The sequence below is a fragment of the Caloramator sp. genome (assembly GCF_020054765.1).
GTDB lineage: Bacteria > Bacillota > Clostridia > Clostridiales > Caloramatoraceae > Thermobrachium > Thermobrachium proteoclasticum.
Genome location: NZ_JAIHAO010000035.1, coordinates 19,124 through 35,943 on the forward strand (window position 1 = coordinate 19,124; position 16,820 = coordinate 35,943).

Below are 16,820 nucleotides of genomic sequence, written 5' to 3' on the forward strand. Positions count from 1 at the left end.
CCTGCATATTATTTATAATTTTATCAACTACTTCCTCTTGAACGTCACCCATCTTTTCATTTAACTGTTTTACTGCTTCATTTTGACCCTTTGCCAATTCACTTAGCATTTTACGAGCCATATAGGCATCCTGTAGTTTATTTAATGCCTTACTTGATATTTTGGGAGTAACTATAGTAAAAGTTGTACTTGCAATGGCTAATATAAGGACTATTATTAAATTTAGTCTATGGGGCTTTAGATATCCTAAAAGTCTTTTAAAGGTTCCCTTAAAATCCTTCGGCTTTTCCACAGAACGACCAAGTCCAGCAGGTCCGCCGCCTCTTCCCATCGGTCTATTCATTCCTCTATTTTGGCTCATGCTATTTCCTCCTCCAATAGCTGTGATGAAACGATCTCTCTATATACATCACACTGCTCTAAAAGTTCTCTATGGGTTCCAATTCCAACTATTTTACCTTCATCTAAAACAATTATTCTGTCTGCATCCATAATAGTTGCGACTCTTTGTGCCACGATAATCACTGTTGAATCCTTTGTTTCCTTTTTAAGTGCAGCCCTTAATTTTGCATCTGTTTTAAAATCAAGTGCTGAGAAACTGTCATCAAAGACGTATATTTCAGGCTTTCTAACAAGTGCACGGGCAATTGAAAGACGCTGCTTTTGACCCCCAGATACATTTGTACCACCCTGTGAAATTTCGTGATTAAATCCACCATCCATATTTTCAATAAACTCAAGTGCCTGTGCAACTTCTGCTGCGTGCCTTATTTCTTCATCTGTTGCATCCTCTTTACCAAATCTTATGTTATCTGCAATTGTTCCTGAGAAAAGGATGGCCTTTTGTGGAACAAATCCTATCTTATTTCTTAATGTTTCTTGACTCATCTCTCTTATATCAACACCATCAATTAAAATACTTCCGCTATCCACATCATAAAATCTTGGAATTAGATTTACCAATGTGGATTTACCAGAACCTGTACTTCCTATGATGGCTGTAACTTCCCCTGGGTTTGCTTTAAAAGAAATATTTTTAAGTACAGGCTCTTCTGCACCTTCATAGCTGAAGGTTACATCTCTAAATTCTAAATGTCCCCTACTTGTAAATGTATCTACTGTTTTTTCTACATCCTTTATTTCTGGCATTGTATCTAAAACTTCATTTATTCTTGTTGCTGCTGCCTGTGCACGAGGTACCATTATAAACATCATTGCAAGCATTAGCATTGAAAACATAATCTGCATTGCATACTGAGTAAAGGCTGCGAGGGAACCTAAGTCCATACTTCCCTTACTTATACGTATTCCACCAAACCAAAGAATTGCAAGAGAAGTAAAGTTCATAACCAACATAATAGAAGGCATCATAAAGGCCATTATTCTGTTTACTTTTATATACGTTTCTGTAAGGTCAACATTTGCCTCATCAAATCTTTTTCTCTCAAGTTCAACTGTATTAAAGGCTCTAATTACCCTAATTCCAGTTAGCTTTTCACGAAGAACAAGGTTTATCTTATCAATCTTTACTTGAACAAGCTTAAATAGAGGTATAACCTTTGATGCAATTGTTGCAACAACGATTGCAAGCACAGGTATTGCAACCGCAAGAACAAGTGTAAGCGGTCTATCCTTTCTTAGAGCTAAAATTAAACCGCCTATTGCCATAATAGGTGCACTTATCATCATACGCATAATCATTATTGTAACTGTTTGAATTTGGGTTATGTCATTTGTTGTTCTTGTAATTAATGTTGCAGTTCCAAACTTATCAAATTCATTAAGTGAGTAACTTTCGACTCTTCTAAAAACTTTGTTTCTTAGTATTGTACCTAAATTTGCTGCAACCTTTGCTGATAAAAAGCTTGCAATAATAGAGCAGATAACTCCAACACCTGCTACTAAAAGCATAACTCCACCAATTTCAAGTATTCTCTTAGTATCTCCCTGCATAACTCCTTCGTTTATTATGTTTGACATAAGCGTTGGAAGATACAAATCCCCTAAGGATTGTAGCGTTACGAAGAAGAACACTCCAACAATCATTAGAGTATATGGTTTTAAAAACTTATAAAGTCTTAACACAACCTATCATCTCCTAACAAATAAATTGTTTTTAAGTATAAATTTAATGGTTTCCTATTGATGCATAATTATAAAATCACTTATCCTTTACCTTTTCTATGTTTTCTGCCATCTTTTCTAAAAGTGTTTTGAAAACCTCCTTTTCCTCCTCTGTGAAGTTTCCAAAACAATGCTCATTTAAGTCAACCATAATATTTTTTAACTGCTCACACTTTTCTCTTCCCTTTTCAGTTAAATATACCCTTGATATTCTCTGATCCTCTACATCCTGCCTTCTTGTAACTAACCCTACCTTTTCCATTCTATTTAGCATTACGGTAATTGTAGCAGGCTTTATGTGAAGTTTATCCGCAATCTCCCTTTGGCTCTGACCATTATTTTTATTTAATGTAAAAAGTAGTGGTGGCTGACCAGGGTATAGATCAAGTTTTTCGAGTATGTTATGTAGGTACTGGTGGTGTACCTTAATAACCTTTATGAAGGATTGATAAAGGCCTTCAATATTGCAAAAATCCATTTTAATTCCCCTTTCACTTTTGTATACATTATAAAATTATTTAGACGTCTAACTATTATTATAATAATTGTTAGACGTCTAACTGTCAAGAAAAATTTAACTGGCAGCCATATCACTTATATGTGATATGGCTGCCAGTATTTTATCACTTTCCTATCTAAATCTATCTCTACTTCAACCCCATAAGGTATTATACATCTTGGATATGCGTGTCCAAAGTTAACGTTATATAGAATAGGCAAATCCTTATTATCTATAACCTTATATAAAACCTCTTTATACTCATCATAATAGGTTTCATCTTGTGGCTTTCCAACAATAATACCACTAATCACATCAAAAACACCTTTATTCTTTAATGCAAGAAGTTCCTTTTCAAAGAACTCTGGGTTTGGTTTTTCCTCACAGGTTTCAATAAACAATATTTTATTTTTCCATTCTTCTAAATTAGGGAATAACTCGTATTTATCGCATACTTCTTTATATGCATCTTTAGTCAATATATCATATATACTTTCTAAACAACCTCCTAAAAATCTACCTCTTACCTTTCCTCTTCCCTGAAGCACCTCATATCCTCGTTTTTCTGTATGTTTAGTTCTACTTATGCCTAATTGGTTTTTAGAAAAATCCCTTCTTTCCTCATACCAAACATCACTTGATTCAATAATAAACTCATCTTTTTCTTCAAAATACTTCAAAAACTCCCTTTTAGTATATGGAAGCATTTCATTATCTAATTCGGCTATGTCTGTTAGAAAACTTGGTCCATAGAAGGTTACTAATCCTAATTTATAGAACATTAAATGATTAATAGTAGTATCTGAAAATCCTGTAAAAATCTTTGGATTATTTTTAACAGCATCAACAAACTCCCTATCCTCTAAAAGATATGGCAAAGTCTTATATGTATCTTCTCCTCCAATTGCACAGATAATCCCCTTTATTGTCTCATCACAAAAGGCCTGTTTTAAATCCTTGGCTCTATCTTCAGGGTGATTTTTAACATATTCAATCCCCTTTAGAGAGTTTGGCATAAAGATAGGCTCTAATCCAAACTCCTTTAATCTTTTAACTCCTAATTCAAGCTGATGTTTTGCAAAATCTTCTCCTAATATACCACTTGATAAACTCACAATTGCTACTTTATCTCCCCTGTTTAATGGCTTTGGTTTTAACATATTCATACCCCCAATTTTTAACCTTTAAAATTTAATATCTACAATACCATATTAACCATATTTTAGCAAGTATTAATTGATATGTTTTTAAAAAGTCGCTAAGTTTTAACAATAAAAAGCAGCCATATCAAAAGTTATAAGTGATATGGCTACCAGTTATTAAATTATTCCCATTCAATTGTTGCAGGAGGTTTACTTGTTATATCATATACAATTCTATTTACACCCTTAACTTCATTTACAATCCTTCTTGATATTTTATCTAAAACTTCGTAGGGCACTTTAAACCAATCGGAGGTCATTCCATCCACACTTTCCACAGCCCTTATTGCAATAAGGTGGGAATATGTCCTTTCATCTCCCATTACACCTACACTTTTAACATCAGGAAGTACAGCAAAGTACTGCCATATCTTTTTATCAAGCCCTGCCTTCTTTATCTCATCCCTTACTATAAAATCTGCTTCCTTTAATATAGAAAGCTTTTCCTCTGTAACCTCACCAAGTACCCTTATCGCAAGACCTGGTCCTGGGAATGGCTGTCTTGATACTAATTCTTCTGCAAGTCCAAGCTGTCTTCCAACTTCTCGAACTTCATCCTTAAATAGTTCCCTAAGGGGTTCAATCAACTTAAATTTAATGTCCTCAGGAAGTCCCCCTACGTTGTGGTGGCTCTTTATAACTGCAGATGTTCCTGTTCCACTTTCAACAACATCTGGGTATATTGTCCCTTGAACCAAAAACTCTGCCCCTTCTATCTTATTTGCCTCATCTTCAAATACCCTTATAAACTCCTCACCAATTATCTTTCTTTTCCTCTCAGGGTCAGTAACTCCCTTTAGCTTGCCTAAAAATCTATCCTTTGCATCAACCATAATTAAGTTCATATCAAACTTTTCTTTAAAGGTATTATAAACCTCTTCTGCCTCTCCCTTTCTTAAAAGGCCGTGGTCAACAAATATACACGTTAAATTCTTACCTATTGCCCTGTGTACCATTAGTGCGGCAACAGAGGAGTCAACTCCACCTGACAGAGCACATATTGCCTTTTTGTCCCCAACAGTCCTTCTTATTTCATCTATCTTTTCATCAATAAAGGAGGACATTGTCCAATCTCCCTTAAGGCCACATACATTGAACAAGAAATTTTTAATAACATCAAAACCAAACTGTGAATGTTTAACCTCTGGATGAAATTGAACACCATATATCCTCTTTTCTTTATTTGCCATTGCCGCATTTTTGCAGGAATCTGTGTAGGCTATATTTACAAATCCATCTGGAAGTTCTGCAACATAGTCAGTATGGCTCATCCACATTATGCTCTCTTTAGGAAGGTTTGAAAATAGGGCACAGTCATTTTCTACAACAACACTTGTGTTTCCATACTCTCTTTTATCTGCCTTTTTAACTTCCCCACCTAACATAAATGCGGTAAGCTGCATTCCATAGCATATTCCAAGTATAGGAATATTTAAACCAAATATTTCTCTATCTACCCTTGGTGCTCCCTCTTCATAGACGCTGTTTGGTCCACCTGTGAAGATTATAGCACTTGGGCTCTTTCTTTTTATTTCTTCTATTGAAACTGTGTATGGAACTATCTCAGAGTACACCCCACACTCTCTAACACGCCTTGCAATAAGCTGGTTATACTGTCCTCCAAAATCAATTATTAAAACAAGTTCTCTATTCATATTACCCTCCTACCTTGCATCTGTTGTATAGTTTGGTGCTTCCTTTGTAATGTATATATCGTGTGGGTGGCTCTCCCTTAGACCTGCTGATGTTTGAACAACAAACACAGCCTTCTGTTTTAGTTCCTCTATGTTCCTTGCACCACAGTATCCCATACCAGCTCTAAGTCCTCCAACTAACTGATAAAGCGTGTCTGCAACAGGTCCTTTGTAGGCAACTCTTCCTTCAACTCCTTCTGGAACAAGCTTTTTATTATCCTGTTGGAAATATCTATCCTTGCTTCCCTTCTGCATCGCTGCGATTGAGCCCATTCCTCTATACACCTTAAATCTTCTTCCTTGATATATTTCTTCTTCTCCTGGGCTCTCCTCACATCCTGCAAGAAGTGAACCCATCATTACAACAGATGCACCTGCTGCAAGGGCCTTAACTATATCTCCAGAATATTTTATTCCACCATCTGCAATTATTGGAATACCGTATTTATCTGCCTCTTCTGCACAGTCCATAACCGCTGTTAACTGAGGAACACCAACTCCTGCTACAACTCTTGTTGTACAGATTGAACCAGGTCCTATACCAACCTTAACGCAGTCGGCACCAGCAAGTATTAAATCCCTCGTTGCCTCTATAGTTGCAACATTACCTCCTATTACCTGAAGCTCTGGATATTCATTTTTTATTCTATATACTGTATCTAAAACACCCTTAGAATGGCCGTGGGCAGTATCCACAACTATTACATCTACACCTGCTTCATATAGTGCCTTTACTCTATCCATTGTATCTACAGTTACTCCAACTGCAGCACCAACCAACAGTCTTCCCCTTTCATCCTTTGCAGAATTTGGGAACTTAACTGCCTTTTCGATATCCTTTATTGTTATAAGTCCCTTTAGGGCATAATTTTCATCAATAAGTGGAAGCTTTTCAATCTTGTGGCGTCTTAGTATTTCTCCCGCCTCCTTAAGGCTTGTTCCAACTGGTGCTGTTATTAAATTATCCTTTGTCATTACCTCACTTATTCTTCTTGAATAGTCCTTTTCAAATCTTATGTCACGGTTTGTTATAATTCCGACCAATCTTCCACCTTCGACAATTGGAACACCTGATATTCTGTACCTTGCCATTAGTCTATTGGCATCTTCAATTGTATGTTCTGGAGATAAAAAGAAGGGATCTGTTATGACTCCATGTTCTGATCTTTTTACCTTATCTACCTCTAAGGCCTGCTCTTCAATAGACATGTTCTTATGAATGATTCCTATTCCACCCTCACGTGCCATTGCTATTGCCATCTTTGATTCTGTAACTGTATCCATTCCTGCACTCATAAGTGGAATATTAAGCTTTATTTTCTTTGTAAGATATGTTGAAACCTCTACATCTTTAGGTAATACATCTGACTTTTGTGGAACTAATAAAACGTCATCAAAGGTATAAGCTTGCTTTAAGATTTTCATTTAGAATCCTCCTCCCCTTAAACATGCCCTTTAGGGGAAACAAAAAAGCATATTGCTCCCCAAAAAAGAAATGAGTGAAGTGCAATATGCAAACGCAAAGCAACCTCACTCATAGTCGGAGGTTTACGGCCCCCGGTAGAGACTCCCGAACCATATTATCGGGATTATATGAGTAGGCATGTATTCTTTATTTATTTTTAAGTATTATATAGGTTTTGAAGTGGTTTGTCAAGACAAAAAGTGCCACCCAGGTGAAATGTGACATTTTGTAAAAAATAATTTAGTATTTTAACATTGGTAGGAGACCTACAAAATGTCTAATTGTTTTCAAAAAAATACTATTTAATTTGCTATTTATGCCCTATATTGAGGTGACAATTTTTTATAGGTACCATATTAAGTTGTTGTGGCACTTACTATTATTTTATAAATAAAGAAAGTACTACTTCATCAATTAATTCATCATCTTTGCGTATTTCTCTAAAATGATCTTGTAAAAATCTAATTGATATATTATTTTTTATACAATTAATAGGATCTTTTGTTATTTCCAATTCTTTCAAAACAGTATTTATAACTTTATTTGGTATGTCTCCCCTAAATATTCTATACTCTAACCTATTTAAAAACTCTCTATCTTCTTCTTTTAATTTATTAATATTTTTACAAGCCTTAATATGTTTAATCAATTTTAATTCACTTTTAGTTAATTTATTTGTTGTTTTGTATAAATTACTTAATTCATTTTTATTTGACTCTATCAGTTCATAAATATTATCAGGTATTTTTTCTGTTTTATCTTCATCTTTAACTTCAATCAATTTTATAGCACTCAAAAAATCTAATTCTTTAGTATTATTTCCATTATCAGTAATATAAAATTTCTTCATATTTCCAGACTTTAAAAAACTGATTAATTCATACTCGTCAATAGAATTACTAATATTTTTGGCCAACCGTAGATTATGGGGTAAATTTTTTATCTTTTCATATAGCTGAAAATTTTTTTCTTTTACATCCCTAATTACTTTCAAATACTTTAGCTCACTTTCTTCATTATCGAATTCCTGTTTAAATATATCATCAGACACTAACTTATTAAATAACTCAAACGAATTTATTGTTTCCCCTTCAGTTAGTATTGCCGCATCTTCACCTAATAAAGTTAAAAATGTTTCTAATTTAGCACAGGCCAATTCTTTTAACTTAATCTCATTATTAGCTTGTTTTGTAGGAAAAAAATTAAAAATATATATACTATCAAATTTTGTTCCAATCCTATTAACTCTTCCTACTCTTTGAATCATCCTTATTGGATTCCATGGTAAATCATAGTTAATAACAATATTTGATCGATGCAGATTTACACCTTCTGATAAAACTTCTGTTGAAACAAGTATTCTATAATAATCTTTTTTACAATCTGCTCCATCATCAAAATTTTCTATCACTTTTTCTTTAATTTTATCTGACTGTTCTCCTGTAAATAACAAAACTACCCCTTTTAAATTATTAGATAAGTTTTGTTTTAAGTATTCAGCTGTTTCTTTAGATTCAGTAAAAATTATTATTTTATTTTTTAATAACTCATTATTTTTAATTTCATTTTTTAATTTGTCTAATTTAGGATCACGTTTTATCTTCATCCACATATTTCTTATTTTTATAAACAAATTTAAATCATTTTCTATATCATTTAAAAATCTATCTTGAAAATCACTACTGTTATATCTTCTCGCACTTCCTTCATCTATATATTCTTGTATTTTTGCATCTTCACCGCTGTCTAATAAATCAGTTATTTTATTAGCATATTTTTTACTTATATATACATTCCCATTTTTATATTCTTTAATAAATTTTTCGTATGAAATTATAAATCTTTCTATTGTTTTTCTAAATGCATAGAAACTACTCTCTAATCTTTTAACTAACAATATTTTCATAAAACTTCCAAGATTCTTTTGAGATTGTATTTCCAATTGGTTTAATTTTTGATTTAAATATAATAAAGGTGTGTACCTTGCATATTTAATTTCTTTAGTTATTATTTTTATTGTTTCATTAAAAATTTCATCTTCTTCATCATTAAATTCATAATATAATGCTATTGGTTTATTTATATTTGGAAACTTTATATTATTTTTCTTCAAATCTTCACTAAAGTACTTTTCTATTTCTGCCCTTGTTCTCCTTATCATAATATATTTTAAAACCTTCTCACGGATTTCTTTTGCGTTATCTCTTGTTATCTCTAAATATTTTTTATATTCTTTCTGTCTATCAATATTACTTAATCTATTATCAATCATTTTAAAAAAAGAATATAAATCAGGAATGCCTGGAATACTACTACTTCTTGGACTTTGAAATAAACTTACTAAGTTTAAAATATCCATTGGAGTGTTATTATAGGGTGTCGCAGTTACAAGAATCACCCTTTTACCTCTACATATTTCTGCCAATTTTAAATATCTTTCAGTTTCACTATTTCTAAATCTATGTGCTTCATCCACTACAATATTTTTATAATCATCAATTCCCCTTATAAAAGCTTCATTTAAGTTTCCTATCGATACATAATCTGCTTTTATATTAAATTGATTTAGTACATTTGTCCAAGAACCCGGATTTTTAATATCTATTAAATTTGGAGGTGCAATTATTAAATTTTTACCGTCTAATTGTTTCAAAATCATTGCTGTAATATATGTTTTTCCTAATCCAACAACATCAGATAAAAAAACGCCACCATAATCATTTAAAATTTTAATTGCATTAATAACTGCCTGCTTTTGAAATTCCAGCTGTTTTATCCCGTTATTAAAATAACTGTAATCTGTTTCATCTAATGACTCTAAGTCTTCTTTAAAATACTCATACAATGTTTTTAAATATAATTCATAAAGAGTAATATCCCTTTTAAACCAAGTTTTTTCGTTTATTGTATTAATGAATTCATCTCGAATATCGATTGAACTATTCCATAATTCATTAAACTTTTCTTTTGCAAATTCATAATCTGCTCTGCTTTTTAATTCTACATTAAATTCCATATTTTCAATTAGACCTGAATAAGTAAAATTACTTGATCCAGTTATTACCCTACCTAAATCTCTATCATCTTCTTTAAAGGTTACTATATAAAGCTTTGCATGCATATTTTTATCAGGATAAAGCCTTATTTCTATTTTACCTGTTGATAGCCATTCAATAAACCTATTAATTGCCTCTTCTTGACTTTTATTATTAACTAAATTACATATTTCTTTTTTTAATAGATTCATAATATCTTGTTTTACCTCAGATTCAGAGTAAAAGCTCTTTTTTGCTTTACATATAACTTTTTCAATCTTCTCATCTATTCCCATTCCTATTAATATTCTTATTTTTTCTGTTGTCTCAAGAGATTTGTATAATAAATTAAATCCGCTCAAGTAAAAATAACCAACTAACACATCAAAATATTTAGCATCTTTAATTAATGTTGCAAATCTATCTTTTAATTTTACATTACCCTCGTTTGTTATAAATGTTAAATCATTTGACATATTGAATCCCCCATAAATTATTTTAAATCTTCTTCTATCAATTTTATTTCTTCATTATTTAAGTTATATAGTTGATAAACCAGTTTATTAATTTCATCATCTAACTTTTTAAGCTTGTCATTATTAATATCTGTTTTTAAAATTTCATTAACATATTCTTTAATTTTATCTGCTATTTTTTTGTTTGTTCCTTTATCAATGCAAGGTAGAGGTGTCTTTTCAATTATATATTTAGCTGCATAATTACCATCGCCTAATGACGTCGTCATTCTCTTTTGCCACCAACTAATAACGTTAGAGTTTAATATACCTAATAAAACTTTAAGGTTTTCTCCAGTTATAAAAAAAACACTATCTAAAACATAATAACCTGCTGGTATATACGAATAAACTATATTATTAGCAATTCTGTTCCAACAAATCTTTTCCTTTTCAAATTCACTATAATATTTGCAAGCTCTTAAATTCCACCAGCTTTTACCTTTATCCTCTCTTTTATTTAATTGATTTTTAAACTTTTGTAAGTAATCATATAAACGACTATAATTTTGAATATCCAAATCATATCCCGTATTAATCAAATATATATCTTCAAAAATAAAATTATATTTTTTTAGATTTTTACCTTTAACAAGTGGTTTTATAATTTGATTTAATAATTGTTTTTCTTCAATATTACTATTTAATAGTTCATCTTTAATTTCCTTTGTAATAATAAACGCATTATTATAACCTGTAGTTATACCTCTATAACATTTAATCTTATTTTCCTTTAATAATTTGGAATTATACTCAATTTTTTTAATTAGTTTATATTCCATTTCAGTACCTATATACCAAACATCATTATTCAAAATATGATTTAATTTAACCGATTTTTTATTTAAAGTATATATATTCATAAAATCATCCATTCTAACATTGCAACCCCAAAAGTCTTTCTTACAACTTTTTTCTAAAACAAATATGCAAGTATCAACCGTAGCAGATTCAAAAACTCCTCCACCTAAATTTATCAGTAATAAAGGATTATGTCTTTTAAATAAATTCCTTAATTTTTCTCCATATTCTGTGCTTAGCCATTTATTGCTTGTTATATAACATAATATACCTTTGTTCTTAAGTATTCTAATTCCCATTTCATAAAATAAACAATATATATCACCTTTTCTATCAAATGTTTCAAAATTCAAATATTTGTATTTATCAGCCAGCATCCCATTATTTTTTTGTAACTGTATATACGGTGGATTGGCTAAAATTAAATCAAATCCTCCTTTTGAATTGAATACTTCAGAAAAATGTATCCTAAATTCAAATTGGTTACTATTCTGTATTTTATTAAAAAGGCCACATATTTCTTTTTTAAGATTTGACTTTTTATCAGCATCTGCTTCTTTTGCATATTCTAACTTTAATTTTTCTATTTCTTCAAATATTTTATAATTATCAAGTTTTATATCTACAAAATTCAAGGAATCCCCAACAACAACTTTATAGTCTAAATTAGGTAAAGGTCTAATATTATTAATATCCTCTTCATCGACTATTAAAGAAAGCCACAATCTTAACTTTGCAATTTCTACTGCACCAGAATCAATATCAACGCCATATAAGCAATTTTCTATACAGTTTCTTTTTAACTCATATGTATTTATATCCTCTGAATCACTTAAATTTTTACATTTTTCATTTTTTAATACAGAAAGTACTGTTCTTAATTTTACAATTTCATTCATCAGTCCTACTAAAAATGCTCCACTACCTACAGCAGGATCACATACTAAAATTTCTGAAAGTTTATTATCTATATCTTCTGCATTTGACTTTATTTCTCTTATTGGTGTTTCTTCTTTGCTGCATACTATATTTAATAACTCTTCCCCATATAAAACAAAGTTTTCTAAAGTTTCATCTGATATCTTATCCTTAAACTCGTTTTTTAAGTAATACAATAAACTTTGTTTACACATAAAATGTACAATTTCTCTTGGAGTATAATATACACCATATTCTTTATTAAACTTATTTTCATTTTTATTTTTTATAGCTTCATTAAAGGAATTAAAATTATCTTCTCGTATGGCATTAAATTTTTCATATATCTTACCTAACAATTCTGGATCTATAGCTACTTCTTTTTCAAGCGTGTCATCCTCTCTAACAGTAAAATTATACCTATCAAAAATATCTAAAATTCCATCCCCAGTATCTCCTTCTTTAGTATTATTTTTATTTAAAAAAAGTTCATTTGGTAATTTTATATCAATGCCTTTCCAATCATAGTCATTTATTGGGTCAAATAAGCCACCATTTAAAAAAGGTATCTTACAATTAAATTTATCATAATAATCATCACTTCTTTTATATCTTAAAGCTTCATATAATAATGGTTCTAAAGCATCATTAAAAAAATTTTTATACTCAAAATATTTCTTCTCATATAATTCTCTTAAAAAGTTTTTAGAACCACTTCCCCAGTTTTGTTTCTTTTCTACTCCTAACCAGCCTTTCTTCTGTAGAAAGTAAACAAATAAAATCTGTCCTAATAATTTTTTGCAAAAATCTACTGTGGTTATATTTTTGTTTTTAAACTCTTGTTGCAATTTATTATCTTGTTTTATTAATTTTTCTAATTCAATTTTTAATTTTATAAATAAATCCCTATATTGCTTAAAAAACTCTTCAGTAATAATCTCTATACTAAATGCTTCTTCTATTTGTTTTATTGTAGGTGGATTTTTATTATCTAATAAAGAAACAAATCTACTTTGGGCTGTATGTGATTTTTCATTTTTACCAACCAAAAATGACCATCTACGTACAGGTGATATGAATTGCTTGAGTCTATTGTTTTCATCGTAATTATAATCAACTTTAACTAAAGAAAATCTCCAATTCAATTCATTTGGTTGTACAAAAGCTACCAATGCACTGCTAACTTTATTATCTTTTTGGGTTAAATACCATTTTACAATATTCCTTTGTGCCGTTCTGGATTTTTCTAAAGATTTATTTCGTTTTAAATAAATAACTACAATTGCTAATTTTTCATTATTACAATCTGTATAATATCCAATTGTACGTATTTCTTTGAAAATTACTGATAAATTTTGTGGAAAAGATGTTATAGTTGTATTAATATTGGATTCTTCAACTTCTTTAAATATACATCTAATAAATCGCTTAAATACATCCATATTAAATTCATTTTCAAAAATATTTTTAACAAATCCTTTAGATGATTGAGTATACATAACCTCCTCCGTTTTGTATTACTTAACTCTACAATATATTAAATATTCATTCATTTTTCTAAAAATTACATAAATTTCAAATTACTCAATCATCTATATGAGTTAATAAAAGTGCCACCAAGAGTTCCGAAAAAATGATACCTTAAAAAATGTCACTACTATATATAGTGTATAAGAGATAATTTGTGCTGCTATATATTGTATACTTTTGAAAATGATTTGATTTTTTCGGAGGTCTCCCACCCAGATGAAATGTGACATTATCCATTAATTGTTAGTAATATCTAAGCTTAGACACAATTCACTGGTATGTTAAAATTGTATTACGTATTTAGGGAGTGATTTATTGAATAGTTTAATTTTAACTCAAGATAATCAGATTTTTATCAAAGTTATAAATAAAGATTTTAAAATAAAGGAACTGATAAAAGAAGTTGAAGAAATACAAATAAATCTTGATAAAAACTACTTTTTATCATTAGTTTAAAATATTGTAGTGCAAAATTATCAATGAAGGCAGCTTATTCTGTCTGTAATAAGCTATTAACTTTATTGGATGAGGTTAGATTCGATAACATACTTAAATGCCAAGAAGAAGCATCACGTTCTGTTGCACTTTCTAAAAGTAAGGTTGTATATATTAAAGATCTTGCTCAAAAAAATAAAAGATGGTGTAGTTAATATAGATAATATCGATAGTCTTACTGACGAAGAAATTATTAAAGAACTAATTAAGGTTAAAGGAATTAATAAATGTACTGCAGAAATGTTTCTTATCTTTTCACTCGGAAGAATGGATGTATTTTCTCTTCAAAATTTGGGTATAAAAAAAGCAGTTCAGTGGCTTTATATAATTCCTGAACTACCAAATAGAGAATTTCTCATAAATTTTAGTGATAATTTTAAGCCCTATAGAACTGTTGTTACTCTTTATCTTTGGGGCGGAACAAATAAAGTCATAATAAAGTGATGCAAATATATTAAGTTTAAATTAACTTTCTTCTCAAAACTAAAAACGTCCATAAAGACAAAATATATGGACGTTTTTGATAATAAAGGTTAGTCATCATTTTTTACTTCTTTTAGATTACTTTCAACCTTTTTTTTCACCTTCTTTTTTCTTTCCTTTCTTTGCAGGTAAAGCTATATGTACGTTACCCGTAAGTCTTGTTTTTGATGCCATATATACCCCTCCTTAGTTTTATTTTGCATAATATGAATAATGTCACATTTCACATGGGTGGCACTTTTAGGATGTCCAAGCATATTTCATTATTTCTATTTTGTCCTTTTCTGTTTTTGCTGTAGATACTAACTTGCTCAAATTATTTTCAAACTCATCTCTGTTTTTTATAAATCTATCTTTATCTACCCTTCCTTCCTCAACCTCTTTTATCTTTTGCCTTTGACTTTTCCAATATTCTACTGCTCTATCTACCTCCTCCTCTTTGAAGAAGACATCACTATCCACAAACCACATTGGTTTATAGGTTGAAAGACAGGGAAGGGATGAACCCGTTGCCCAAATATTTATTTCTCCATTCACAAGCTCAACAATCATACTTCCTGTTGTTTCGCTTGATATTAAACTACCATCGTGCATACAAATATTCTTCATTGAACCATTTAGTCTGTTTCCATCTTCCTTCTCGTGGTGTCTCAAAATGCTTTTAAAATCATCTACTGTCAAACTTCCCTGTTTGCTTTTTAAGTAAGAATAAGTTATGTTTCTTCTAAAATCGCCCTCTGCAACCTTTGCTACTAATCTATTTTCATACCTTTCTTTAAAATTGAAATTTTCCCTTCCTAATATTCTTTTGTATATAAAATTATCCTCAACATCATTACTTAACATATCATAATCCTTAGTTATACTTATAGAATTAGATATACTGTCTACATCTTCAATTTTTTTGATAGCCCATATATATCCAGCAGTTTCTATTTTATAGGCAGAATTGAAATCTGCAACTATAAAGCTATTATGATATCTTAGGTTTTTTGTATACCCACATTTTCCGCCTTGCCCATAGGTCTTAATAAAATAAACTATATACCCAAGTGCTTCTACTGCTGTTTTGCTTCTTTCAAGCGATAGCCTTAAAATGTCCATTCCAAGAAGTGCAGGAGGACCTTGTTTTTGTTTTGTAAACACTGCCTCATTACCTATGACAACACCAAATTCATTAACCCCCATTTCTGCTCCCCATATCCAAGAGGGTTTAAATAAAATACACTCATAGGTTTCCTCTACCTGTGGTATTTCAATATATGTACACTTTACTGTTTCACCCTTTTTATACTTCCTTCTATCAGTTCTTATTATTATATGAGGTTCGTTCTTTTCTCTATCGCTGTTTTTTCCAAAAATCACAGAACCATTTTTAGTTGAATTAGTCAACGCAACAAGTGTATCACACATATTTAATCCCACCCATTAAAAATAATTAAGTTATATAAATAATTGAATAGAAATATTAAAAAATTAATGCAGAGCTATCTTATCTGCATTAATTTTTTATTTTTATACAATACAATTCTTAGTATATTTAATTTTTTTTAAATTATATAGTTTTATTAACAAATTGAAATCATCAATTCCAATATGGTCCGATTTAAACTACTTCAACAACGTATTAATAATATTGTAAAAGAAAGTTTCAATTCCAATATGGTCCGATTTAAACGATTGCTAAACTAAACGAAATGATACAAAAGTTTGCGTTTCAATTCCAATATGGTCCGATTTAAACGCAGAAGTAGATGTTGCAGTACCTGTGCTTGAAGAGTTTCAATTCCAATATGGTCCGATTTAAACTATTTTGGTAATTTATATTTAACTTACTTTGACCATGTTTCAATTCCAATATGGTCCGATTTAAACCCGTTAGGGAAGTCGCATTTTTCAATGATTCTCCTAATATGAGTATCATATTTTTTTCGGGAACCTTCAGTCATTAAAAAATCCATAGGAGGTTTACAAACTTTATTCCTCTATATACTAATATAACTTATTATTTCCATTATTTCAATATTAAACTTATGCTTACCACATAAGATTTTAAAAA

Annotated in this window: 11 protein-coding genes, 1 CRISPR repeat array and 1 riboswitch; of the genes, 3 read left to right on the forward strand and 8 right to left on the reverse strand. The window is 30.2% G+C overall.

The features are described 5' to 3' along the window. Positions 1-357 precede the first annotated feature (357 nt). The 7 genes from JG776_RS09830 to JG776_RS09860 form a co-directional block, all read right to left on the reverse strand. Positions 358-2,085 (reverse strand): ABC transporter ATP-binding protein, encoded by a 1,728-nt coding sequence (locus tag JG776_RS09830; RefSeq protein ID WP_291967032.1) that lies wholly within the window; start codon positions 2,083-2,085, stop codon positions 358-360. A 76-nt stretch (positions 2,086-2,161) separates the two neighbouring features. Continuing rightward, on the reverse strand, positions 2,162-2,602 hold the full coding sequence (locus JG776_RS09835) for a MarR family transcriptional regulator (RefSeq protein ID WP_291967033.1): 441 nt from the start codon (positions 2,600-2,602) through the stop codon (positions 2,162-2,164). 116 nt (positions 2,603-2,718) lie between these two features. Then, complete coding sequence (locus JG776_RS09840; protein ID WP_291967035.1) at positions 2,719-3,783, reverse strand: S66 peptidase family protein; 1,065 nt, start codon at positions 3,781-3,783, stop codon at positions 2,719-2,721. A 164-nt stretch (positions 3,784-3,947) separates the two neighbouring features. Beyond that, positions 3,948-5,480, reverse strand: coding sequence for a glutamine-hydrolyzing GMP synthase (guaA, locus tag JG776_RS09845; RefSeq protein ID WP_291967037.1), 1,533 nt, complete (start codon positions 5,478-5,480; stop codon positions 3,948-3,950). Between the two features lie 9 nt (positions 5,481-5,489). Then, positions 5,490-6,944 carry an IMP dehydrogenase gene (gene guaB / locus JG776_RS09850; protein WP_291967040.1) on the reverse strand — a complete coding sequence of 485 codons (1,455 nt, stop codon included), beginning with the start codon at positions 6,942-6,944 and terminating at the stop codon, positions 5,490-5,492. A gap of 92 nt (positions 6,945-7,036) precedes the next feature. Beyond that, positions 7,037-7,136, reverse strand: a riboswitch (purine riboswitch). Between the two features lie 227 nt (positions 7,137-7,363). After that, the gene (locus tag JG776_RS09855; RefSeq protein WP_291967042.1) at positions 7,364-10,495 is read right to left on the reverse strand and encodes a helicase-related protein; all 3,132 of its coding nucleotides are present in this window, start codon (positions 10,493-10,495) and stop codon (positions 7,364-7,366) included. Positions 10,496-10,512: 17 nt separating this feature from the next. Further along, positions 10,513-13,752 carry an N-6 DNA methylase gene (locus tag JG776_RS09860; protein WP_291967044.1) on the reverse strand — a complete coding sequence of 1,080 codons (3,240 nt, stop codon included), beginning with the start codon at positions 13,750-13,752 and terminating at the stop codon, positions 10,513-10,515. A 346-nt stretch (positions 13,753-14,098) separates the two neighbouring features. On the opposite strand from JG776_RS09860, the gene JG776_RS09865 reads away from it, so the two are divergent. Genes JG776_RS09865 through JG776_RS09875 form a run of 3 tightly spaced genes read left to right on the forward strand, consistent with a single transcriptional unit; the run spans position 14,099 to position 14,722 of the window. Next, positions 14,099-14,239, forward strand: a complete 141-nt coding sequence (locus JG776_RS09865) for a hypothetical protein (RefSeq protein WP_156897881.1) — start codon at positions 14,099-14,101, stop codon at positions 14,237-14,239. 23 nt (positions 14,240-14,262) lie between these two features. Continuing rightward, on the forward strand, positions 14,263-14,433 hold the full coding sequence (locus tag JG776_RS09870; RefSeq protein WP_291967047.1) for a hypothetical protein: 171 nt from the start codon (positions 14,263-14,265) through the stop codon (positions 14,431-14,433). Continuing rightward, positions 14,402-14,722: a hypothetical protein gene (locus tag JG776_RS09875; RefSeq protein WP_291967050.1), complete on the forward strand. Its 321-nt coding sequence runs from the start codon at positions 14,402-14,404 to the stop codon at positions 14,720-14,722. The genes JG776_RS09870 and JG776_RS09875 overlap by 32 nt, the downstream gene beginning before the upstream one ends. Positions 14,723-15,001: 279 nt before the next feature. Here the strand turns inward: JG776_RS09875 and JG776_RS09880 are convergent, their stop codons facing one another. Then, positions 15,002-16,174 carry a hypothetical protein gene (locus tag JG776_RS09880; protein ID WP_291967052.1) on the reverse strand — a complete coding sequence of 391 codons (1,173 nt, stop codon included), beginning with the start codon at positions 16,172-16,174 and terminating at the stop codon, positions 15,002-15,004. Between the two features lie 169 nt (positions 16,175-16,343). Then, a CRISPR array of direct repeats spans positions 16,344-16,636; the repeat unit is 30 nt; unit sequence GTTTCAATTCCAATATGGTCCGATTTAAAC. The last annotated feature ends 184 nt before the right edge of the window (positions 16,637-16,820 follow it).